Origin of the sequence: Methanomassiliicoccus sp. (assembly GCA_012719175.1) — an archaeon.
Classification (GTDB): Archaea; Thermoplasmatota; Thermoplasmata; order Methanomassiliicoccales; family Methanomassiliicoccaceae; genus UBA6.
In genome coordinates this window covers 361,331-378,355 of the sequence record JAAYAX010000004.1, presented here as the reverse complement: position 1 = coordinate 378,355, position 17,025 = coordinate 361,331, and the positions used below count along the sequence as shown (strand labels likewise).

The following is a 17,025-nucleotide window of genomic DNA, read 5'->3' as shown; positions in this document are numbered from 1 at the left end:
CCGTTAGCCTGGCTTTCTGAGCCCGGCCATCCCTTTTCCCTAACTTGATGGTCAAACGGTGATGTTAGCAAGGGCAAGCTCGACCTCTTTTTTAAGGTTCTCCGCTGCCCCTGTCGTGGAGATCTCCAGAGCCTCCTGCAGCAGACCCTTAGCACCGTTCTTGTCCCCGCTCTTTATGAACTGCTGTGCGATCTCATACAGCCACCTGCCAAGTAGGAGCGGCGCATCCATGCGTCTTATGGTACCAAGAGCATCGGCGAACTCCTCCTTCGCCCATTCCCACTCCATCTTCTTGTTGTAGATGTAGCCCTGCATCAAGTGCATATCGGCGATCAGGATGGGGTTGTCCAGCTTCTCAAAGATCTTGGTTGCCTGGCTTATGTATTCTTTTGCCTTCTCCAGCTCGTCCATCTCCACGTAGACGACGACGGCGTTTCGTAGGGCATAGCCCTGCAGCTCCAGGTTGCCGGAGGTCCGCCCCATCTCCACTGCCCTCTCATGATACTTGGCCGCCTCCGAGAAGTTGAACACCTCGGCCAGGCTTGTCCCCACACCTATACAGATCCTGGCGATGTTATCCACATCGCCTGTGCGCTCCAGGACCTCCAGCGCCTCCTTCTTGTACTTGATCGCCTGGTGGTGGTCCAGGGTCGTGGAGAGCACCCTCCCTATCCCATACAACGCCATGCCCAGCCCGATGTCATCAAGGCTCCTCTGGGCCAGCTCCATGGACCTCTTGAACGCAGCCATGGCATCCTGGTGTCGGCCGCGGCTCTGAAGCACCCCGCCCAGATCATAGTACGTTTCTACCAGCGTATGGGGGTCCTTGACCTCTTCCGCGAGCCCCAGGCTCCTCACGAGATAATCCTCGGCCTTCTCGAACTCCGAACGCCGCAGATGTATGACCCCTATCCGACGATTGACCTCGGCCAGCAGACGGCGGTCTTGGTCCGGCTCGCACAGCCTAACGATCTCCTCGAACCTATTTATTGCCCTATCCCACTCCCCTCTGACCTCCAGGATGTCCCCTTCCAGGAGAAGAAGCTCCATCTTCTCGCTGCGATCTATGTTGTCGCATTGCGATTGCAGGGAGGTCAGCAAGGGGGCGAACGGCAGGCCGTATCCCTTGGAGATTATGTCCCGCCCGTTTCCGGCGGCTATGCGTATGGCCGTGCTGTACTCCTTGGCCATGAGGCAGTGGTACAGCGCTTCCACGTGGGCCGGGGCCGAGGTGTCCTGCAGATAATAACGGGAAGCGGCCTTGTGGTAGGTTATCCTTTGCCGGGGGGACAGACGTGAGTAGAAGAACTCACGCAGCAGGTCGTGCATGCCTATCATGCGGCCTACCGATTCGTGCAATAGAGATTTTGACAGCAGGACATCTATGGTGTCATAGTCGACGAGGTAATCTTTGTACTCCATCTCCTTCTGGACCACACCAAGGTCCTTGGCGATCTCCTCCTCCATGGTGTAGAAGGCGTCCACCAGGACCGGATATCGGAACACTGAGGCGATGTCCAGGATCCTCCTCTCAGTTATGTCCAGCTTGGAGTAGACCTCCTGTTCGATGAACATGCGTACGTTCTTGCCCAACGCGCTCTTGGGACTGTCCACGAGCTCCAGGAACAGAGGATGTCCCCGCGTTGCCCGATATATATCAAGGAGGTCGGCCTCGGGAAGCTCGCGATTGCGCATGAGGCGGAGGGAGCTGTCCATGTCGAGCCCCTCCATCATCATCTCCACCACTAGGCCTTTGAAGACCAGGCTCCGGGAATAGAAGGAGGGGATCTCCCGGGACGTACATATCAGTGAAACATGCTCCAGGCTCTCCAGCACTCCGGTCATAGCTGTAAGGAAATCCTGTACCGACCGGTCTGCCTTGTGAACATCATCGATAATGAACACCGTGGGCACGTCCCGCAGCTCCATGTCCAGGATGGTCGAGACCTCGCCGATTGCGGGATTCTCGGTACGCGACAGGTAACGTTCCAATCCCTTCTTGCCAAGCTGAGAGAGGAACTCGGCGATAGGGGTCAGTAGGATCCTGAGGTTCACCCATTCGTGGACCCGGTACCAGAACACGTTCCTCTGGTCGCGGATATCCTGCACGAACTTAGCTAGAAGGGTGGTCTTTCCTATTCCGGGGATACCGCACACTGCCATCAGACGCGCGTTGGGGGAATCCAGGAGCTCTGCCAAGCTCTGGAGCTCTTTTTGTCTGCCGAAAAAAACCCTTACAGTAGGCTTTCGGTCGGTGTAGTCCACGAACCGGCGGTCCGCTTTCACCTTCCCTTCGTGGAAGGCTGAACAGTCGAAGCGTCCTCTGGATACACCTAGTGCAAGGTCCAAGAACGCGTACCGTTTAGGGAGGTACAGGGAAAGCTTACCCATGTTGTCCTCGTGCACCATCCCATCGAAGTCAATGATGGTGATAGGCGTCCGCTCGATCTCCGCCTTCAGTTCCAGTGCTTTCTGATAACCACCAGGTGTTAAAAAATAGACCTTCTTGACGCTGGCGTAGCCCTTTACATGTTTGGTGTGAACCTCTATCACCGACTCCTCGGCCAAAGAGTTGACGACCTTGGAAACATTGTTTCGGCCGATATCTATGGCATCAGCTATGCCTTCCTGTGTGATCATCGCAGGAGCATCAGAGTCCTGCTGGTATCTCTGATAGCTGAGGAGGTGAAGGATGACTCTCTCCCTGACAGTAAGCAGAGTCTTCTTAGATGACCGGTTCACCGGGAGAACATAAGAGTATAAGACAAAATATTTTTCGAGGAAAAAATGAGCATGCTCAAATCGATTATTTATATCGCGCAAACCGAAAAGGGCATGTTAATATAAGGTGAAAGCCGATGAAAATCGATTCAAAGATATCCATGCTCATTGAAGGCTACCCTCGTAATGGTTACCAGACGTACTCAAGGATCGTCAGAGGGTCCAAAAGGGGCCTGTGCATATCCCGGCTCCATCCTGGATATGTCGCTCACAAGTACAGCCTAGATGAAGCGAAGAGGTACTGGCTAAGCAACCAGAGGGGGGACGATTCCATAACGCCCAAGTCCCTGCATCAGCTGGTCAAGACCCTGCGCATCGAGCTCAGGGACAGGTCCGGTGGAACGATCTTCATGGATGGGCTGGAGTACCTATTGATATTCAATGATCTGAGCAAGGTGATGTCGGCGCTTGAAGAGATCGATGACCTCTTGAAGGCCTCCAATGTGGAACTGATAATTTCGGTCGATCCCCTCACCTTCGAGCAGAAGGACCTAGAGAAGCTGTGGACCTCCTTCCCACGCTATACGGGCGAAGAATTGCTCTGTAAGCATTTCGTATCCAACGCACAGCACATTCCGACCGTTGCGCCCATGGCGGTCGGACAAGAGTCCTCTGGTCTGAAGATATAGGAAAGGAAGTGAGAGGGGCACAAACCCTGGCATCCGAGCTGTTAGGTCCGCCGGCGGAGGGTCCGTTGGACGGGCCGGGCGACCATGTGTCCGCCAATGCGTGGTCGCCCAAAACTATTTTTTTCCGAATTATTGTGATGCTCAGGCATCGGGACCCAGTTGTTTACAGCGGTTTTCCAAGGGCGGTCATCGTTTAAGGACCATCAGATCTCAATGATTAGCCTCTCTCGCATTTCATCCCCCAGCTTTCCACTACAGAAGTTGAAAGTGTTACTAAAGGGAATGCAATAATTACCTTCACCAAAATGATCGAAAAACGATCCTTGGAATGTAAGGGTCCCCGATGTAGAGGTTATATGATCTCCGTGTATCGGCTTATACGTGCGATCGAGCGGCCGTCAAGGGCCTCTGGGTCAACAGGCATAAGCAAGATGGACTCGGAGGTCATGATCATATCATTGACCTCCTCCACGAACATCTGCACCTTTTGGAAATCGTTGAACAAGGTGAGATACTCTATGCCGTCGAACATGATCACCGCATTCTCGGTGTCCATAAGGAAATGATTTATTCTGTGCAGTATCTTGTGTAGCTGATCCGGCGAAATATTGTTGTCTCCGCTGCGCTCGCTCAACCAAAAAGCTTCGATCTTGCTTCCCGGGAGCCTTTCCCTTAGTAGATCGGGATGGGTCCTGCTCACGCACAAAGTAGCTGCTCCGGAGTAGTCGAAATCTTGGAGCAATCGAATGGTCTTCTCCATCCTTTTTTCACGAACCAGATATACTCGACCACGGTCGATGAGGGGAATCCCGTTCTCAATGCCAATCCCGAGAGAAACCTCGTTCCTTGTTTCGATCTTAGTCAAGCCAGACAAGTTGAGTGGTCAACCCCTTTCAGCTCATTGCAGATACTGGAGCGTCTTCATCATCGTTTTATCAATATAAAAAACCCATCTAGGATATTATCGAAAAATATCAATCAGTCATTCCCGTATTAAGGAATGAAAATAAATGATTGTAGCAAGTTTCCTGAATACAACATTTCGATTTATTCTAGAAGTGATAATAATCACACTATGTTCATTTTTGAGAACGTAAAATTATCACATTGTGTATCGAAATAATATCTAACCTCGATCACCGGTATGGGTCATTCCAGGCATCAATCAGATCATTTTCGTCCTTGGAAGAGGCCGACCTCATAGGACCTGTCCAACGTTTCAAAGGTCTTCGGAGAGCTAAATGCTCGCGCTTGCGATGAAAGAAGGACTTCGCTTAGGTAGTAAAAGATTGGAGTATGAAAATGAGGATGGTAGGGAAAAAAAGAGATCTGAAAATGGTTTATGAGGAGGAGTTCTTCAGATCCCCATGGAGGTACCTGCCATACCCCACCATATCCAACAACCCATGGCCAGAGAGGTTGAACACGATGACCTTCTCCTCGTTGTTCCTCTTCGCCTCCAGGGCCTTGTCAATGGCTGCCTTGATGGCATGGGAGGACTCGGGTGCAGGGATGATACCCTCCGTCTTGGCGAAGGTTATAGCGGCCTCGAAGGTCTGGTTCTGCTCGTAGGAAACAGGGGTAACCAGGCCCAGCTTTGTCACCTGAGACACGGCCGGGGCCATGCCATGGTAACGAAGTCCTCCTGCATGGATCGGCGATGGAACGAAATCACAGCCCAAGGTGTACATCTTCACCAGTGGGGTCATACCTGCAGTGTCCCCGAAGTCATAGCGGTTCTCCCCCTTGGTGAGGGAAGGCACCGACGTTGGCTCCACGGCGATGAACTCGGTCTCGTTCTTCCCCTTTATCTTCTCACCGATCATGGGGAAGGAGAAGCCAGCGAAGTTGCTGCCGCCACCGACGCAACCGATCATGTAGTCAGGGGTAATATCTATCTTCTTCATCTGCTGCATGACTTCCTGGCCTACCACCGTCTGGTGCAGCATGACGTGATTCAGAACGCTTCCGAGGGAGTACTTGGTATTAGGCTGGTGCACGCACGTCTCGATGGCCTCGGATATTGCTATGCCCAGGGTGCCCGGGTGTTCAGGGTTCTTCTGGAGGACCGAGCGTCCGTACTCCGTCTCCTTGCTCGGAGAGGCGTACACCTTGGAGCCATATGTCTCCATGATGAGGCGGCGGAAGGGCTTCTGGTCGAAGGAGACCCGCACCATGAAGACGGTGCAGTTCATGTCGAAATGGGCACAGGCAAGTGCAAGGGCGGAACCCCACTGTCCGGCACCTGTCTCCGTTGTCAGGTTTTCCACCCCTTCCTTCATGTTATAGTAGGCTTGAGGGATGGCGGAGTTGGGCTTATGGGAGCCTGCAGGCGAGAGGTCCTCGCGCTTGAAGTATATCTTGGCCGGGGTCTTCAGAAAGGCCTCCAGCCTCTTTGCCCTCTGCAAGGGCGAGGGCCGTCCGAGCATCATGTATGCATCGCGCACCTCCTCAGGAATGGGGATGCAACGGTCATTGGTCGTTTCCTGATACCAGGAGGCCTTGGAGAATATCCCCTTCCAATCATCTAACGTAACGGGCTCCTTGGTGCCCGGGTGAAGGTGAGGAGGTATGGGCTCGGGCAGATCGGCCGAAATATTGTACCAGTTCTTGGGTATTTCTTCGCTGGTTAAGCTGACCCGGTCGTCGGGGCGTATGGACATGAAGACCCAGAATCTCTATGGAATATTTAACACTATTGTGTAATAATGTATGTTTATGTCCATTATCCACAGCTATCACACTGCATCGCCCCCTCCTCGCCTCTCATCAGTCTCCCGCATTCTGGACAGTGCCTGCTATCTCTGATGGTGGTCAGGACCTGGCCGGGCTTGGAGCCCTCACGATAGACTGTCACGCCCTTGCATCGGCGGGAATGAGCATAGGTGAAGGCATGAAGAATATCCTGCCAGGTCGCAGATGCCGGAAGGTTGATAGTTTTTGACACTGCGTTATCAACATGTCGTTGGAAAGCGGCCTGCATATCGATCTGCTCATCAACGGGGACGTCATGAGCGATCACGAAAATGTTACGAACATCTGGGGGCACCTTGGTAAGATATTGTATGGACCGTACTGTTGACAGTTCCATCAGTAGGTCGTCATCTAGGAAACCGTCCTTCCTGGCAACCTCCAAGAAAGTGGGGAGGGTCTCGTTAAGGTGTTGACCTTCGAGCACAGTTCTTGAGTAGGATATGGCATAGTAGGGCTCAATGCCTGAGGAGCAACCAGCGATCAAGCTGATGGTACCCGTAGGCGCTATGGACAGTAGGGTAGCATTACGACGGGGGGAGGTAACTGTGGATGCATCGATGTTGGGAAAGCTACCCCGGGACTCGGCGATATCGCGTGAGGTTCGTTCCGCTTTCTCCTTAATAAAACAGATGATCCTCTCTGCCATCTCTATTGATGAGAGGCTTCCGTACCTCATCTTCAGGCGCACAAGAAGGTCAGCGAACCCCATCACTCCCAGCCCGATCTTCCGGTTGCCCTTCACGATCCTGGTCGTCTGCTCCAGGGGATAGCGGCTGGCATCGACTACATTGTCCAGGAACCTCACGCCCATGTCCACGGTCCTGGCGAGCTTATTCCAGTTCACCCCATCCTCGTCCACCATGAGATTAAGATTGATCGACCCTAGGTTGCATGCCTCGAAGGGGAGGAGAGGTACCTCACCGCAAGGGTTGGTGGCCTCAATTTTACCTAGGGCGGGAGTGGGATTGTCTCTATTCACTGTATCTATGAACAGGATGCCAGGGTCCCCGCTCCTCCATGCCGCCCTGGCCATCCTTTCCAGGAGGTTACGGGCAGATAACCTACGGACCTCTTCCCCCCTCCTAGGATTTATGAGGGCCATCTTCTCATCGAGGTACACTCTGCGCATGAAATCGTCGGTGACCGCCACCGAGAGGTTGAAGTTGGAGAAGGAGATGAGATCGTCTTTGGCGTTCACGAAGGCCTCGATGTCAGGATGATCGACCCTCAGAACGCCCATGTTGGCACCCCTTCGCCTACCGCCCTGCTTGATGGCCTCGGTGGCGGCATCGAACACCCGCATGAAGGAGACAGGACCTGAAGCGATACCACCTGTGGAGCGCACTGTGTCGCCCTCCGGACGGAGGAGGGAGAAGGAGTAACCGGTACCACCCCCGGTCTGCTGGACGACAGCCCCGTACTTTACAGCATCATAAATGCCCTCGATCGAATCGTTGACGGGAATGACGAAACAAGCGGAAAGCTGCTGTATCTCGGTCCCTGCGTTCATAAGCGTGGGGGAGTTGGGCAGGAACTCCAGGGCGCTCATGGCCCGAAAGAACTCCTCTTCCTCCCCTTGGCGATCACCATAGGTCTCGTTCACGGCCGCAATATTTCTGGCGACCCTCCGGAACATCTGTTCTGGGGTCTCGCAGGTCCTCCCCATCCTATCCCTGAGGAGATACCGTCTTTCGAGGACCTGAAGGGCATTGGCGGACAGGAGAGCCGACACCGTCATAGTGGGATAGATTGTCTGGATGGACTTAATTACTATCTCGGCATGAAACGGGCGTTAATGTTCGTGCCAGGACCGTGGAGATAACACCACTGTTCTTTCGAAGCCCTATGGGTCAGAAAAAACGTTCCGGGTGTGCCATGCCTTAGCGATCCTGCTCCCCTGCAGCTCCTGTTTAAGATCGGCAGGGGCTAGGAGTTTCTGGTCTGTGATGAGATATTTGAAGAGCTCCAAGGGGGTGCTCTCGAAGACCTGAACGAACTCCGTGAGGTTCGCCTCGACCTCGTTCTCATAAGTGATGAGGTCTGAAAGCGTCACCGGACTGATCTTGCTCCATCCACAGACCGCATAGGCGTCGACATCGAACACATTGGCGGCCTCAGCGATGGCCCTGGTACCAATCTTGTTCACCAGCCCCGACTGGGTCACCGAATCCGCTCCCACGAGCACTGTATCCATCCCTGCCATTCGCGAGAAGACGGTAGAGTCGTGTATTATCTCCACGTGCAATCCATGCTCTGAAAGGATCTTGGCGAACTGCCGCCCCTCCCCGCCGGGAAGGGCTTCAGCAACCGTGACCTTAAAAAGGCGGTCCTTGGCCAATGCCTTTAGCACCTGGGCGACGGTGGAGGAATAAGAAGTGGTCATCAGATGCTCCCCCTTTATTGTCTCGACCGATAGATCGGTTATGCGCAGCCCGCTCTTCCTCTCCTTCTCCCTGAGGTCCATGATCGCCCCATAAAGGAGGTCGATGCCATCCTTCCCCTTCTCTGACAGTAGAAGTATGGTGTTGGCGATGTTGAAGAGGGGGGCGACGCTCGGTTTGGCACGATGAAGGGCTATGGCAAAATCCTCCCAATCCGAGGGAGGGATGGACACGATGGTGTCCTCTGGGATGGCCAGCAGGTCGTTGAGGGTCGAGGCCATCATCTCCGAAGCGCCTGAATTGCCATCCCTGGCCAATGATTCCGCAATATCTCTGAGACGGTGGTCCATGTAGATTAGAATCGGAAATGAATATATGACTATTTACCGTAGAACTGATGATGAAAGGATTTGGTGGAAAGGGTTTTGGAGGTCTCTGAATCGTGATCTTAGGATGTGCTCGTTTGGATGGAGTTGTTAAAGGGTTTAGAGGGAAAGGGTTTTGGAGGTCCTCAATGAGGAAGAGATTTTCGTGTTCATCGTTTGATTGGAATATTTTTCACTGGGAGAGGGTTTTAGAGTTCAGGCGTAGCTCGAGACCACTTCGTCGGATATATGCTCCAGCATTGTGAGCTTCTGGGGGAAGTGATTGCGTGGGTCTAAGCTGATGATCAAGTTGCTGCCGTCCTCATTCACCTTGTCAGAGGCTCTAGCCAGCACATCAAGGACAGGGCGGAACCCGTTCCACATCTCCAGGACGTCCAGGCCGTTGAGAACGATTATGCCGTCCTTGTTCTCGGCTAGGAATTGGTTGATGTACTTCTCAAACACCTCAAGGTTCATGGGCGGGATGCACTCGTCGTTGGGGCGGGTGCTCAACCACATGGTCTCTAACATGTGCTCGTCAAAGTCCAATTGGCTCCTGAGAAGCCGGGGTGGGTTCTTCGAGATATATAGTGTCTTTCTTCCATTATCCATTTCTTTTCTCAATACCTGATGCGTTCTGAGCGGGACCCTCTCCTCGAACAGATAGAACTTACCCTTGGACAGTTTCATCGGACTCTCTCCTGTTCCTTGTCCAACTAAAGTAGGTTTGTAGGTATTAGGGGTTTGTCCAATCGGAATAATCAAAAACTGATAATAATGCCGCTACAATTGCGGATTATTTCAAAGTTATATTGATTTTGATATTTACTGGCATTAGTAAATATTTGAACGCCATTAGTCTTACTTCGTGGTCTTGATACTGATAATCTAATGACCTCATACAGTATGCTGGAATATATTCATTAATGAAAATATCAAAAATATGACGTACTTTTTTCTGTATGGATGGCAGTAAGGACCTGAAGTAATATCAGAGATGATATGGAAAAAATGCAAAAGTGTCAGGTGAGGGTAGTAGGCCCCCTTCTGTTTCAGGCAGCATTCAACTTCGCACCCTACCCGTCGGTCCTGAGCCGTCATCCCGACTGTTTGGGCTTGCTCCGGTGGGGAGTCGCCGTTTCACCATTTCCCTGACCAACGTCACCGCCGAGCAGATCATTCTCGGTCAAGGCTGTGTCGTTTCTGGGCCCTTGCCCTGGCTCTCGCCAGGCCGCTTTTCGCGACCCACCTTTCTCATGGAGGAGGGACCTTCCTCAGCTGGACCTGCGTCCTACCGTCGGCCGCCCTCCCTCTCCTGACGCCCCTTCTTAAGGTCGGTTACCAATATAATGATATCTAGATATGCGATAGCAAGACCGCCTTTCGGGTGTGACATGTTCGTTCACAGGCCTTTCATGGCCATATTGTGTGTACCACTGCTATTCATCTATATTTAAACAGAATAATTCTATTATCGATCGATCAAGGCCTGGAAGCGCTCAGTCTAACAAACGAGCTAGCGTGGTCTGAATCAGACCTTCCGGCTCATATTCGAGATGACCCTGTCAGGATATCAGATAGCCAACGCCTCTTGGACGATCTTGGACATCTCCTCTATGTTATATGCGGTACCGCAGTAGGAGCAGAACTTGAGCCCTGTTGCACTGGAGTTCTTGTCAATAGTGATGCTGGCACCACAGTTGTGGCATTTATAGGGGACGGCGAGCCCTTTGTTCCCGATCTGCTCGATCAATTGGTTCATGTCCACGGTCACATGCTTGACCATCTGAACACGGTTCTTTTCCCGGACCTTGCCGGCGGATGACCATAGTTTGTGCTCTTCGAATATCTTGGCCGCGCCCTCGTAGTTGCCCGCCTTGTCCAGATTAATGGCCTTCCTTAGGTCGATCACCACGGGCTGGCCCGGCTCACCGCCTTCGTTGGACAACACCCATTCCTGTACGACCGAGCGAAGGACGGGATCACTTTCGGTCAAGGCCTTCAGCTCTGAGGTCCACTTGCTCCTTTCCAGTTCCTCTGTCAAGTGAGCCTGGTACTGCTCCTCCTTGACAATTCCCTGACAAGAGGAGCATAATAACTTGCCATCGCTGAGGTACTTCTTCTTCTCACCATTGATGGTCTGGAATGAGGCGAGGTTGACCAGCACCAGTACCACCAGGGCCGCCATCACGCTGTTCACGTTGATGAACGGCAGCTCCGGCAGCATGGGATCGGAGATCTGGTCTATCATTATGATGAAGGCTAGACCTAGGATGCCTACGCATATCAGGGTAAAGAACACCCGGACACCGTTCACAGCGCGCATCTTCACAAACGGCGATCCGCACTTCTTACATCGAAAACCGTTGGCAGCCATCTTTGGAAATCACTCATTTGTAGTATCTAAGGCTTGTCAGGTGAAGTGCGTTTTTCCGAAAGCTGATACTATGCGGGGGGGGGGTACGCTCGAGGACAGGCTCACGTTCGCTAGGTAAAGGACAAGACCGCCGAACGGCTAGTATTGTGGCCTTTGCTCAGCCGAGTTCCGAGGCCTTTCCAACGCCTCACGGATTAGGTTCGTGGAAAAGGTCAATATCATATCGCCCAATCCACGGTCGATGAGCGAGGTTTCGCTGAGGAACGGTTCAACTAAGGTATTGCTCCTGGCACTGGGGATCACCCTCGGGTTCGCCCTGATCGAGATCATCGGCGGCATACTAAGCGATAGCCTGGCGTTGCTCAGTGATGCAGGGCACATGTTCACCGATGTCCTAGCCTTGGGGTTAAGCCTCGGCGCCTCTATCGTGACCACCAGAACTCCGACGAAGAGGCACACCTTTGGTTTCCATCGCATCGAGATACTGGTAGCTCTGGTAAATGGGATCACTCTGGCGGTCCTTTCCATAATCATCATCTTGGAGGCCCTCGAAAGGATAGGTCAGCCACGATCGGTGGACTCCTCGCTCATGCTCATTATATCCGTGATTGGCCTGGGCGCGAACCTTCTGGGAATATACATCCTTCGGGACAAGACCAAGGAGAACCTCAACGTCAAGGGTGCCTACCTTCACATGCTGGGTGACCTCCTTTCTTCTATTGGGGTCATACTTGCCGCCCTCCTGATATTCTTCTTCAACCTCACTATCGCCGACTCGATCATCAGCATAATCATCGGGTTGGTGATCATCTTCGGTGCTTACCGTCTGGTGGACCAATCGATTGCTATCCTGCTGGAAGCAGCCCCGGAACATATCGACATGGAAGAGGTAGAGAGGGTCCTGATGGAGATAGAGGAGGTCGAACGGGTTCACGACCTCCATGCCTGGACCCTGACCTCGGGAGTATATGCCATGAGCCTTCACTTGGTGGTCAAGGACCGCCCAATAAGTACATGCAACAACATCATACTCAAGGCCAATGAGCTGCTGAGAGAACGTTACCAGGTCACACATTCTACCATTCAGATAGAGAGCGAGGGAGAAGAGAAGTGCATTATCCCCAGCTCTTGATGCTCAGTATCTTGATTTCACGTTGACACTGAATATCTGAGATAATAGTAGTAGCCCATCGGCAGATCAGATATGAATATCAAGGTCCTAGTTTTCCCGGCTCTATTCCAAGGTCAGTTAGGGCACACTATTGTGAAGCTAGTAAATGGACAGACGAAAAGGCTTGACCGTACATGATCCTTCTATGTTCTCTCTTTTCAAGGGACCCGATCACCGTGAGGAACACAGACGTGGTCGATGAAGAGCGTCCCCATATGCGAGCGTCGTCACAGGTTAGATGAGAATCGGGATCGATTTATCCTTACCCTCCGCCATCCAACTCCTCGAGGTTCAATCCGAATCCTCTTCCGCTTCCTCTGTAGACGGTATCCTCTGTGCGGTCGCGGATATCTTGAATGCACTGTGGCCAACACACTCGGAGCACTTGGTCGAGGTGAATTGGTACTTGCAGAAGTAGCAATGGACATCGCTCATCTTTTTCACCTAAGAAGCAAGCAGCTTATCCGCAATATATAATCAGTCAATACCCGATTAGTATCTTTGATAACAGGTGGTTATTTATAATAGATATTATTGTTTTTATAAATAATATTTTATATATTTTTTAAGACGATGGATAAGTGAAAAAACCACTATTAATCTTATAGAGGTGGTTATCTAAGCAGATTATCATCCTTTATCGAATATTTTTTGCCAGTGTCATTCGCCTCTTCATTGAAAAAGCCTCAGATCTCAGTGAACGAGCACACGAATATGCTTATTGACACATCTACACGGACCATCTAATCTCCCATCACAAACCTGGGCTATCGTCCGAGAATATGATGCAGACGTTTCAACCGGAGTACCTTTAAGAAAAACCATCGTAGTGACCTAATTTATGTTTTTTCAGATGGCCAACCAGAATTTCAGAGCCTCGTGCCTATCGAAGATAGATATGCAGCCCAACACCGAAGAGGCTTCTCGGTCCGTTCTTGGACTAGGAAGGATGTCATTAATATCGTTCATCCCCTTCGCCCAGAGGTAGCTGTTCACTGTAGGAAGTTGAGGCATTTGTGGTGACCACGCTCCCTGGGAGAATCGATGGACATGATAGCGAATATCGCCAATGCAATGATAACATACTACTCGGGTGATCCCAAACGGATCAACCACTTCATGAAGGTATACTCCTTCGCCAAGACCATCGGGGAGTTGGAAGGCCTGGACCCTAGTACTCTGAGAATCCTGGAGGTTGCCGCTCTCACCCATGACATAGGGATCAAGGTCAGCGAGGCGAAGTACGGTTGCTGCCCCGGCAAGCATCAGGAGAGGGAAGGCCCCCCCGTCGCAAAAATAATGCTTGATCAGCTCGGATGCGAACCTGCGCTAGTGGACCGTGTTTGCTGGCTGATAGCCCACCATCACACCTACGGCAATATCGATGCCAGGGACCATCAGATCCTGGTAGAGGCGGATTTCTTGGTCAACATCATCGAGGACAGTATGCAGGGGCCGGCGATTGCGAAGATCAAGGAGGAGATCTTCCGAACTCCTACTGGAATCATTTTTTTGGACTGCCTCGCTTCCTCAAGCGTTTGCGGCAGCAGGGCTGATAAGGATGGCCTTGCAATTGGAGATGCGCAGAAATAATAGAATGGGCCGAACAATGAGAGCCATTGTAGCCATAATTATGAGCCAATCGATGTTTGTAGAGAATGATGGTGCAGGGGCTGCGATTTGAACACAGGAACCACTAAGGACAAGGCCCTCAACCTTGCGCCGTTGGCCAAGCTTGGCTACCCCTGCTTGTAGCCCACCCAATAATGGGAACGAATATTAAGTTTTCCTCTGCAAGGCCCCAAAATTGCCCGACCCGACGAAGTTTTCTCGCCCCGTCAAAACGCTTGTCCTTCCCCATAGCGCTCTGGAATGATCATTTGCTTTCATTCAAATGGAACAGGTTGAGGAACCCATGGCAGGCGCAGACAGTGGCGATCGCGCAGGTGCTTCCGTCCTCCAATTGCTCCAAGGATGATAGCATGGCTGCCAGCTCTTTACCGGATATGGAAGCAACATCCTCGGTACGGGTGGTCTGCAGGACTATGGGCAGATCGACCCTGTCCTCCACAGCTCGAAAGATGGCCTCGTGCATAGGAATGGGAATGTCTCGACCCGTCACCGGGCAAATGGAGGGTTGCATGCAGCCATCATCGCATAGTAGCGAGGACGGCATGTAGCTGGTAACCACCACCGCCTGCTGCAGATCACTGACCATCACCGACCCTGAAGGAAGGGCCTTGATAATGGTGGGCAATATTTCTGTCATGGGCCTTAGCGACTTCCCAAGGCCCCGAACATGCTCTGCCGCGAGATGTGCCGCGAGATGACCGCGGGATGCGGCCACGACCCGGTCAGGCACCCACCTTTGAAGGATGTTCAGAAGAGCTCGAGTTCCATCATCCACTAACAGATGGATGCTACCGGGTGGGGAGCCTTGGAACGTACGTAAGTCGTCGATGATGCTGTCGGCATGGGATCGCGCGCGACAATTGGCATCAATATCGATCACCAGGACCCTGTCCCCTTGGGTGCGACCCTGCAGGGCCGCCTGGGTGCCAAAGGACCCACCCCCCACGCAGATCATGATGGTCATTCTATCGCGGTCTGAGACACTTAACACAGGGTCCGACATTCTGGAGGATCAGAGGAGCTTCTTCCCAGCATCCTTGCCTGAGGTGCACTCGTATACCTCTGTGATCTTGAGTACCAGGAGGGAACGGCATTTGAGGTCCGCCCTCTTAGCGCTCACCATCTCCTTCATCCTCTCATATTCCTCGCCTTCCTCCATTACCGTCACATCGGCCCTTATCTTGAGGCATCCTTTCACGCCCTGGGTCCATACGTAGAGCGACGCGCGGGGGTTCTCTTTGACATTGTTAATGGTGGCATCCATGAACTGGTTGCCGATCCAGATGGTCTCAGGATCGATGAGGAACACCGAGCCCACTGGCACCACGTTGGGATCGCCATCCGCGGAGGCAGTGGCCAGAGGGAAGTAGCGGGTGTTCTTAATGAGCTCCATCATGTCAGTGGTTAGGCTAACCATGCTCGTGAATGAGCTGCATCCCTATAAGACTGTTAAGGAGGGTCGCTGATGAACACGCCGGAAGGCCGTTCTTGAGAAATGGGAACTTTTACGTGGTATGAGATTAAAAAATAAAAAAATGTGGATCAGGTTTAGAACCTGTCCCTGGGCTTGTGCTTCTGGAAGCAGTCCCTGCAGTACACAGGCCTGCCTTCCGTCGGCTTGAATGGTACCTGGGTCTGAGCTCCACAATCGGAGCAAGTTGCGTCGTGCATTTCGCGGGGTTCGCGGCTGTAACCGCCCTGTCTCTTGTTTCCGTACATTACTATACCTACTGTTGGTTTGTTTCGTCCTAAAAAAATCCTCTCAGACTTTTTCGACTAACCCGCCAAAGAACTTCTAGTACTTAAAATAATGTTTTGAAACACGTCATTCCGTTTTCATTATTATATGATTGATGCCCTGACCAGGAGGCCATAACTCTTTCATGCGAACGCCTATAAGTTCAAAGGGTTTATATCACTTAAACAAATGGACGAAGATGTCAGGCGTGATGGGCCCGGTCCTGGGCTCTGCTCAGGCGCTGATGACATATGGAATGAGATGAATCATGACCCAGCGAATAAAGACAGATTGTGAGAGGTGCGGTGCGAGGTTCGAGACGATATCTGAGCTGCATGCGCATCTAGAGGACGTTCATGGTGAAATGCAACGCAAGCGTGTTATCCCCCGAAAAAAGCCGAAGAAGAAATGAGCGATAGCCGAAAAGAGCGGCGATCGCCCCCTTTCAGTTCAGAGATCGCCCCATCGTTGAAACGGGACGTGGTCAAGGCAGACCTCCTTCGGACATCCCTTTTTTGTTGGGCTCACGTTCGTGTCCCATGATCAGGCGTTCTTGATGATGTAAAAAAAAGTTGGCGGTGACGTAGCCCTCGACGAGGGTACGTTCCGTGCCTTGGTCTAACGCCAGGGGTAGTGTTTGCCCCTCTTGTCGGACCAGTTCTCCAGCCCATGCTCGCGTATCATCTGATGGTTGTGCTCGATGGTCTTCCCATGGAATCTCTTCAGGGATGCCAGCTTATTGCAGGTGGAGCTGTCATTGCATTCCCAGCAGCCCCTGTGCCCTTTCGCTTTCACGCAGTCCCGGACGATGCAGACCTTCTTTCCTCCACCACATGCGCAGGGCCCTCTGCATTCGATGGCCTCGATCTCGTCGAGCACCCTGATGAATATGGGGTAATCAAGCAGCTTCCCATAGGCCTGGGACCTCAGGTAGGCATACTGGTCGAACTGGACCTCGTCCAATGCTTTCTTCAGCTCCTCTACGGCCTTGAACACGCGCTTGTCGTGGGGAATACAGTCACCGCAGTAGAGGCCGCAGTAGGCAGTACGTTCTGTGGATTCTGACATGATGCTCAGCCCCCCTAGGCCCTGTTCGGTCTTTGAATCTTTCGTCAGCAGCTTTATGAGATAGGATTTAACACATGCCACCTACAGCATGGACCGCCCACGGATATGCCGGTCTTTACGATAATTCTG

Annotated in this window: 15 protein-coding genes, 1 tRNA gene and 1 other RNA gene; 3 read left to right on the top strand and 14 right to left on the bottom strand. The window is 52.2% G+C overall.

What is annotated here, in order from left to right:
* Positions 1–51: 51 nt before the first annotated feature.
* Positions 52–2,742 (bottom strand): tetratricopeptide repeat protein, encoded by a 2,691-nt coding sequence (locus GXX95_02335; protein NLT36981.1) that lies wholly within the window; start codon positions 2,740–2,742, stop codon positions 52–54.
* Between the two features lie 116 nt (positions 2,743–2,858).
* On the opposite strand from GXX95_02335, the gene GXX95_02330 reads away from it, so the two are divergent.
* Positions 2,859–3,410, top strand: coding sequence for a DUF835 domain-containing protein (locus GXX95_02330; GenBank protein ID NLT36980.1), 552 nt, complete (start codon positions 2,859–2,861; stop codon positions 3,408–3,410).
* 352 nt (positions 3,411–3,762) lie between these two features.
* Here the strand turns inward: GXX95_02330 and GXX95_02325 are convergent, their stop codons facing one another.
* The 7 genes from GXX95_02325 to GXX95_02295 form a co-directional block, all read right to left on the bottom strand.
* Positions 3,763–4,170, bottom strand: a complete 408-nt coding sequence (locus GXX95_02325) for a DUF835 domain-containing protein (protein NLT36979.1) — start codon at positions 4,168–4,170, stop codon at positions 3,763–3,765.
* Between the two features lie 580 nt (positions 4,171–4,750).
* A complete protein-coding gene (locus GXX95_02320; GenBank protein NLT36978.1) occupies positions 4,751–6,073 on the bottom strand; it encodes a TrpB-like pyridoxal phosphate-dependent enzyme in 1,323 nt (440 codons plus the stop codon).
* 62 nt (positions 6,074–6,135) lie between these two features.
* Positions 6,136–7,902, bottom strand: coding sequence for an adenosylcobalamin-dependent ribonucleoside-diphosphate reductase (locus GXX95_02315; GenBank protein ID NLT36977.1), 1,767 nt, complete (start codon positions 7,900–7,902; stop codon positions 6,136–6,138).
* A gap of 105 nt (positions 7,903–8,007) precedes the next feature.
* Complete coding sequence (locus tag GXX95_02310) at positions 8,008–8,829, bottom strand: hypothetical protein (GenBank protein NLT36976.1); 822 nt, start codon at positions 8,827–8,829, stop codon at positions 8,008–8,010.
* Between the two features lie 297 nt (positions 8,830–9,126).
* Positions 9,127–9,600 (bottom strand): DUF835 domain-containing protein, encoded by a 474-nt coding sequence (locus tag GXX95_02305; GenBank protein NLT36975.1) that lies wholly within the window; start codon positions 9,598–9,600, stop codon positions 9,127–9,129.
* 334 nt (positions 9,601–9,934) lie between these two features.
* Positions 9,935–10,227: RNase P RNA component (gene rnpB, locus GXX95_02300), an RNA gene on the bottom strand.
* Positions 10,228–10,483: 256 nt separating this feature from the next.
* Positions 10,484–11,236: a hypothetical protein gene (locus tag GXX95_02295; GenBank protein ID NLT36974.1), complete on the bottom strand. Its 753-nt coding sequence runs from the start codon at positions 11,234–11,236 to the stop codon at positions 10,484–10,486.
* 253 nt (positions 11,237–11,489) lie between these two features.
* On the opposite strand from GXX95_02295, the gene GXX95_02290 reads away from it, so the two are divergent.
* Entirely contained in the window at positions 11,490–12,419 is a 930-nt protein-coding gene (locus GXX95_02290) for a cation transporter (protein ID NLT36973.1), read from the top strand.
* 330 nt (positions 12,420–12,749) lie between these two features.
* On the opposite strand, the gene GXX95_02285 is transcribed toward GXX95_02290, so the two are convergent.
* Positions 12,750–12,893, bottom strand: a complete 144-nt coding sequence (locus GXX95_02285; GenBank protein ID NLT36972.1) for a hypothetical protein — start codon at positions 12,891–12,893, stop codon at positions 12,750–12,752.
* Between the two features lie 609 nt (positions 12,894–13,502).
* On the opposite strand from GXX95_02285, the gene GXX95_02280 reads away from it, so the two are divergent.
* Entirely contained in the window at positions 13,503–14,051 is a 549-nt protein-coding gene (locus GXX95_02280) for an HD domain-containing protein (protein NLT36971.1), read from the top strand.
* A gap of 69 nt (positions 14,052–14,120) precedes the next feature.
* Here the strand turns inward: GXX95_02280 and GXX95_02275 are convergent.
* The 5 genes from GXX95_02275 to GXX95_02255 form a co-directional block, all read right to left on the bottom strand.
* Positions 14,121–14,207: transfer RNA gene (locus tag GXX95_02275), tRNA-Leu, on the bottom strand.
* Between the two features lie 127 nt (positions 14,208–14,334).
* Positions 14,335–15,054 (bottom strand): hypothetical protein, encoded by a 720-nt coding sequence (locus GXX95_02270; GenBank protein NLT36970.1) that lies wholly within the window; start codon positions 15,052–15,054, stop codon positions 14,335–14,337.
* A gap of 48 nt (positions 15,055–15,102) precedes the next feature.
* Positions 15,103–15,507 (bottom strand): pyridoxamine 5-phosphate oxidase, encoded by a 405-nt coding sequence (locus GXX95_02265; protein NLT36969.1) that lies wholly within the window; start codon positions 15,505–15,507, stop codon positions 15,103–15,105.
* A 131-nt stretch (positions 15,508–15,638) separates the two neighbouring features.
* Complete coding sequence (locus tag GXX95_02260) at positions 15,639–15,809, bottom strand: hypothetical protein (protein ID NLT36968.1); 171 nt, start codon at positions 15,807–15,809, stop codon at positions 15,639–15,641.
* 637 nt (positions 15,810–16,446) lie between these two features.
* Complete coding sequence (locus GXX95_02255) at positions 16,447–16,896, bottom strand: DUF3795 domain-containing protein (protein NLT36967.1); 450 nt, start codon at positions 16,894–16,896, stop codon at positions 16,447–16,449.
* Positions 16,897–17,025: the final 129 nt, after the last annotated feature.

Bases quoted from the DNA above. Each gene is read 5' to 3' on its own strand.
- GXX95_02295 (NLT36974.1), bottom strand. From the start codon at position 11,236: ATGCGCGCTGTGAACGGTGTCCGGGTGTTCTTTACCCTGATATGCGTA.
- GXX95_02270 (NLT36970.1), bottom strand. From the start codon at position 15,054: ATGACCATCATGATCTGCGTGGGGGGTGGGTCCTTTGGCACCCAGGCG.
- GXX95_02260 (NLT36968.1), bottom strand. From the start codon at position 15,809: ATGTACGGAAACAAGAGACAGGGCGGTTACAGCCGCGAACCCCGCGAA.
- GXX95_02325 (NLT36979.1), bottom strand. From the start codon at position 4,170: ATGGAGAAGACCATTCGATTGCTCCAAGATTTCGACTACTCCGGAGCA.
- GXX95_02255 (NLT36967.1), bottom strand. From the start codon at position 16,896: ATGTCAGAATCCACAGAACGTACTGCCTACTGCGGCCTCTACTGCGGT.
- GXX95_02285 (NLT36972.1), bottom strand. From the start codon at position 12,893: ATGAGCGATGTCCATTGCTACTTCTGCAAGTACCAATTCACCTCGACC.
- GXX95_02265 (NLT36969.1), bottom strand. From the start codon at position 15,507: ATGGTTAGCCTAACCACTGACATGATGGAGCTCATTAAGAACACCCGC.
- GXX95_02310 (NLT36976.1), bottom strand. From the start codon at position 8,829: ATGATGGCCTCGACCCTCAACGACCTGCTGGCCATCCCAGAGGACACC.
- GXX95_02320 (NLT36978.1), bottom strand. From the start codon at position 6,073: ATGTCCATACGCCCCGACGACCGGGTCAGCTTAACCAGCGAAGAAATA.
- GXX95_02315 (NLT36977.1), bottom strand. From the start codon at position 7,902: ATGACGGTGTCGGCTCTCCTGTCCGCCAATGCCCTTCAGGTCCTCGAA.
- GXX95_02305 (NLT36975.1), bottom strand. From the start codon at position 9,600: ATGAAACTGTCCAAGGGTAAGTTCTATCTGTTCGAGGAGAGGGTCCCG.
- GXX95_02330 (NLT36980.1), top strand. From the start codon at position 2,859: ATGAAAATCGATTCAAAGATATCCATGCTCATTGAAGGCTACCCTCGT.
- GXX95_02280 (NLT36971.1), top strand. From the start codon at position 13,503: ATGGACATGATAGCGAATATCGCCAATGCAATGATAACATACTACTCG.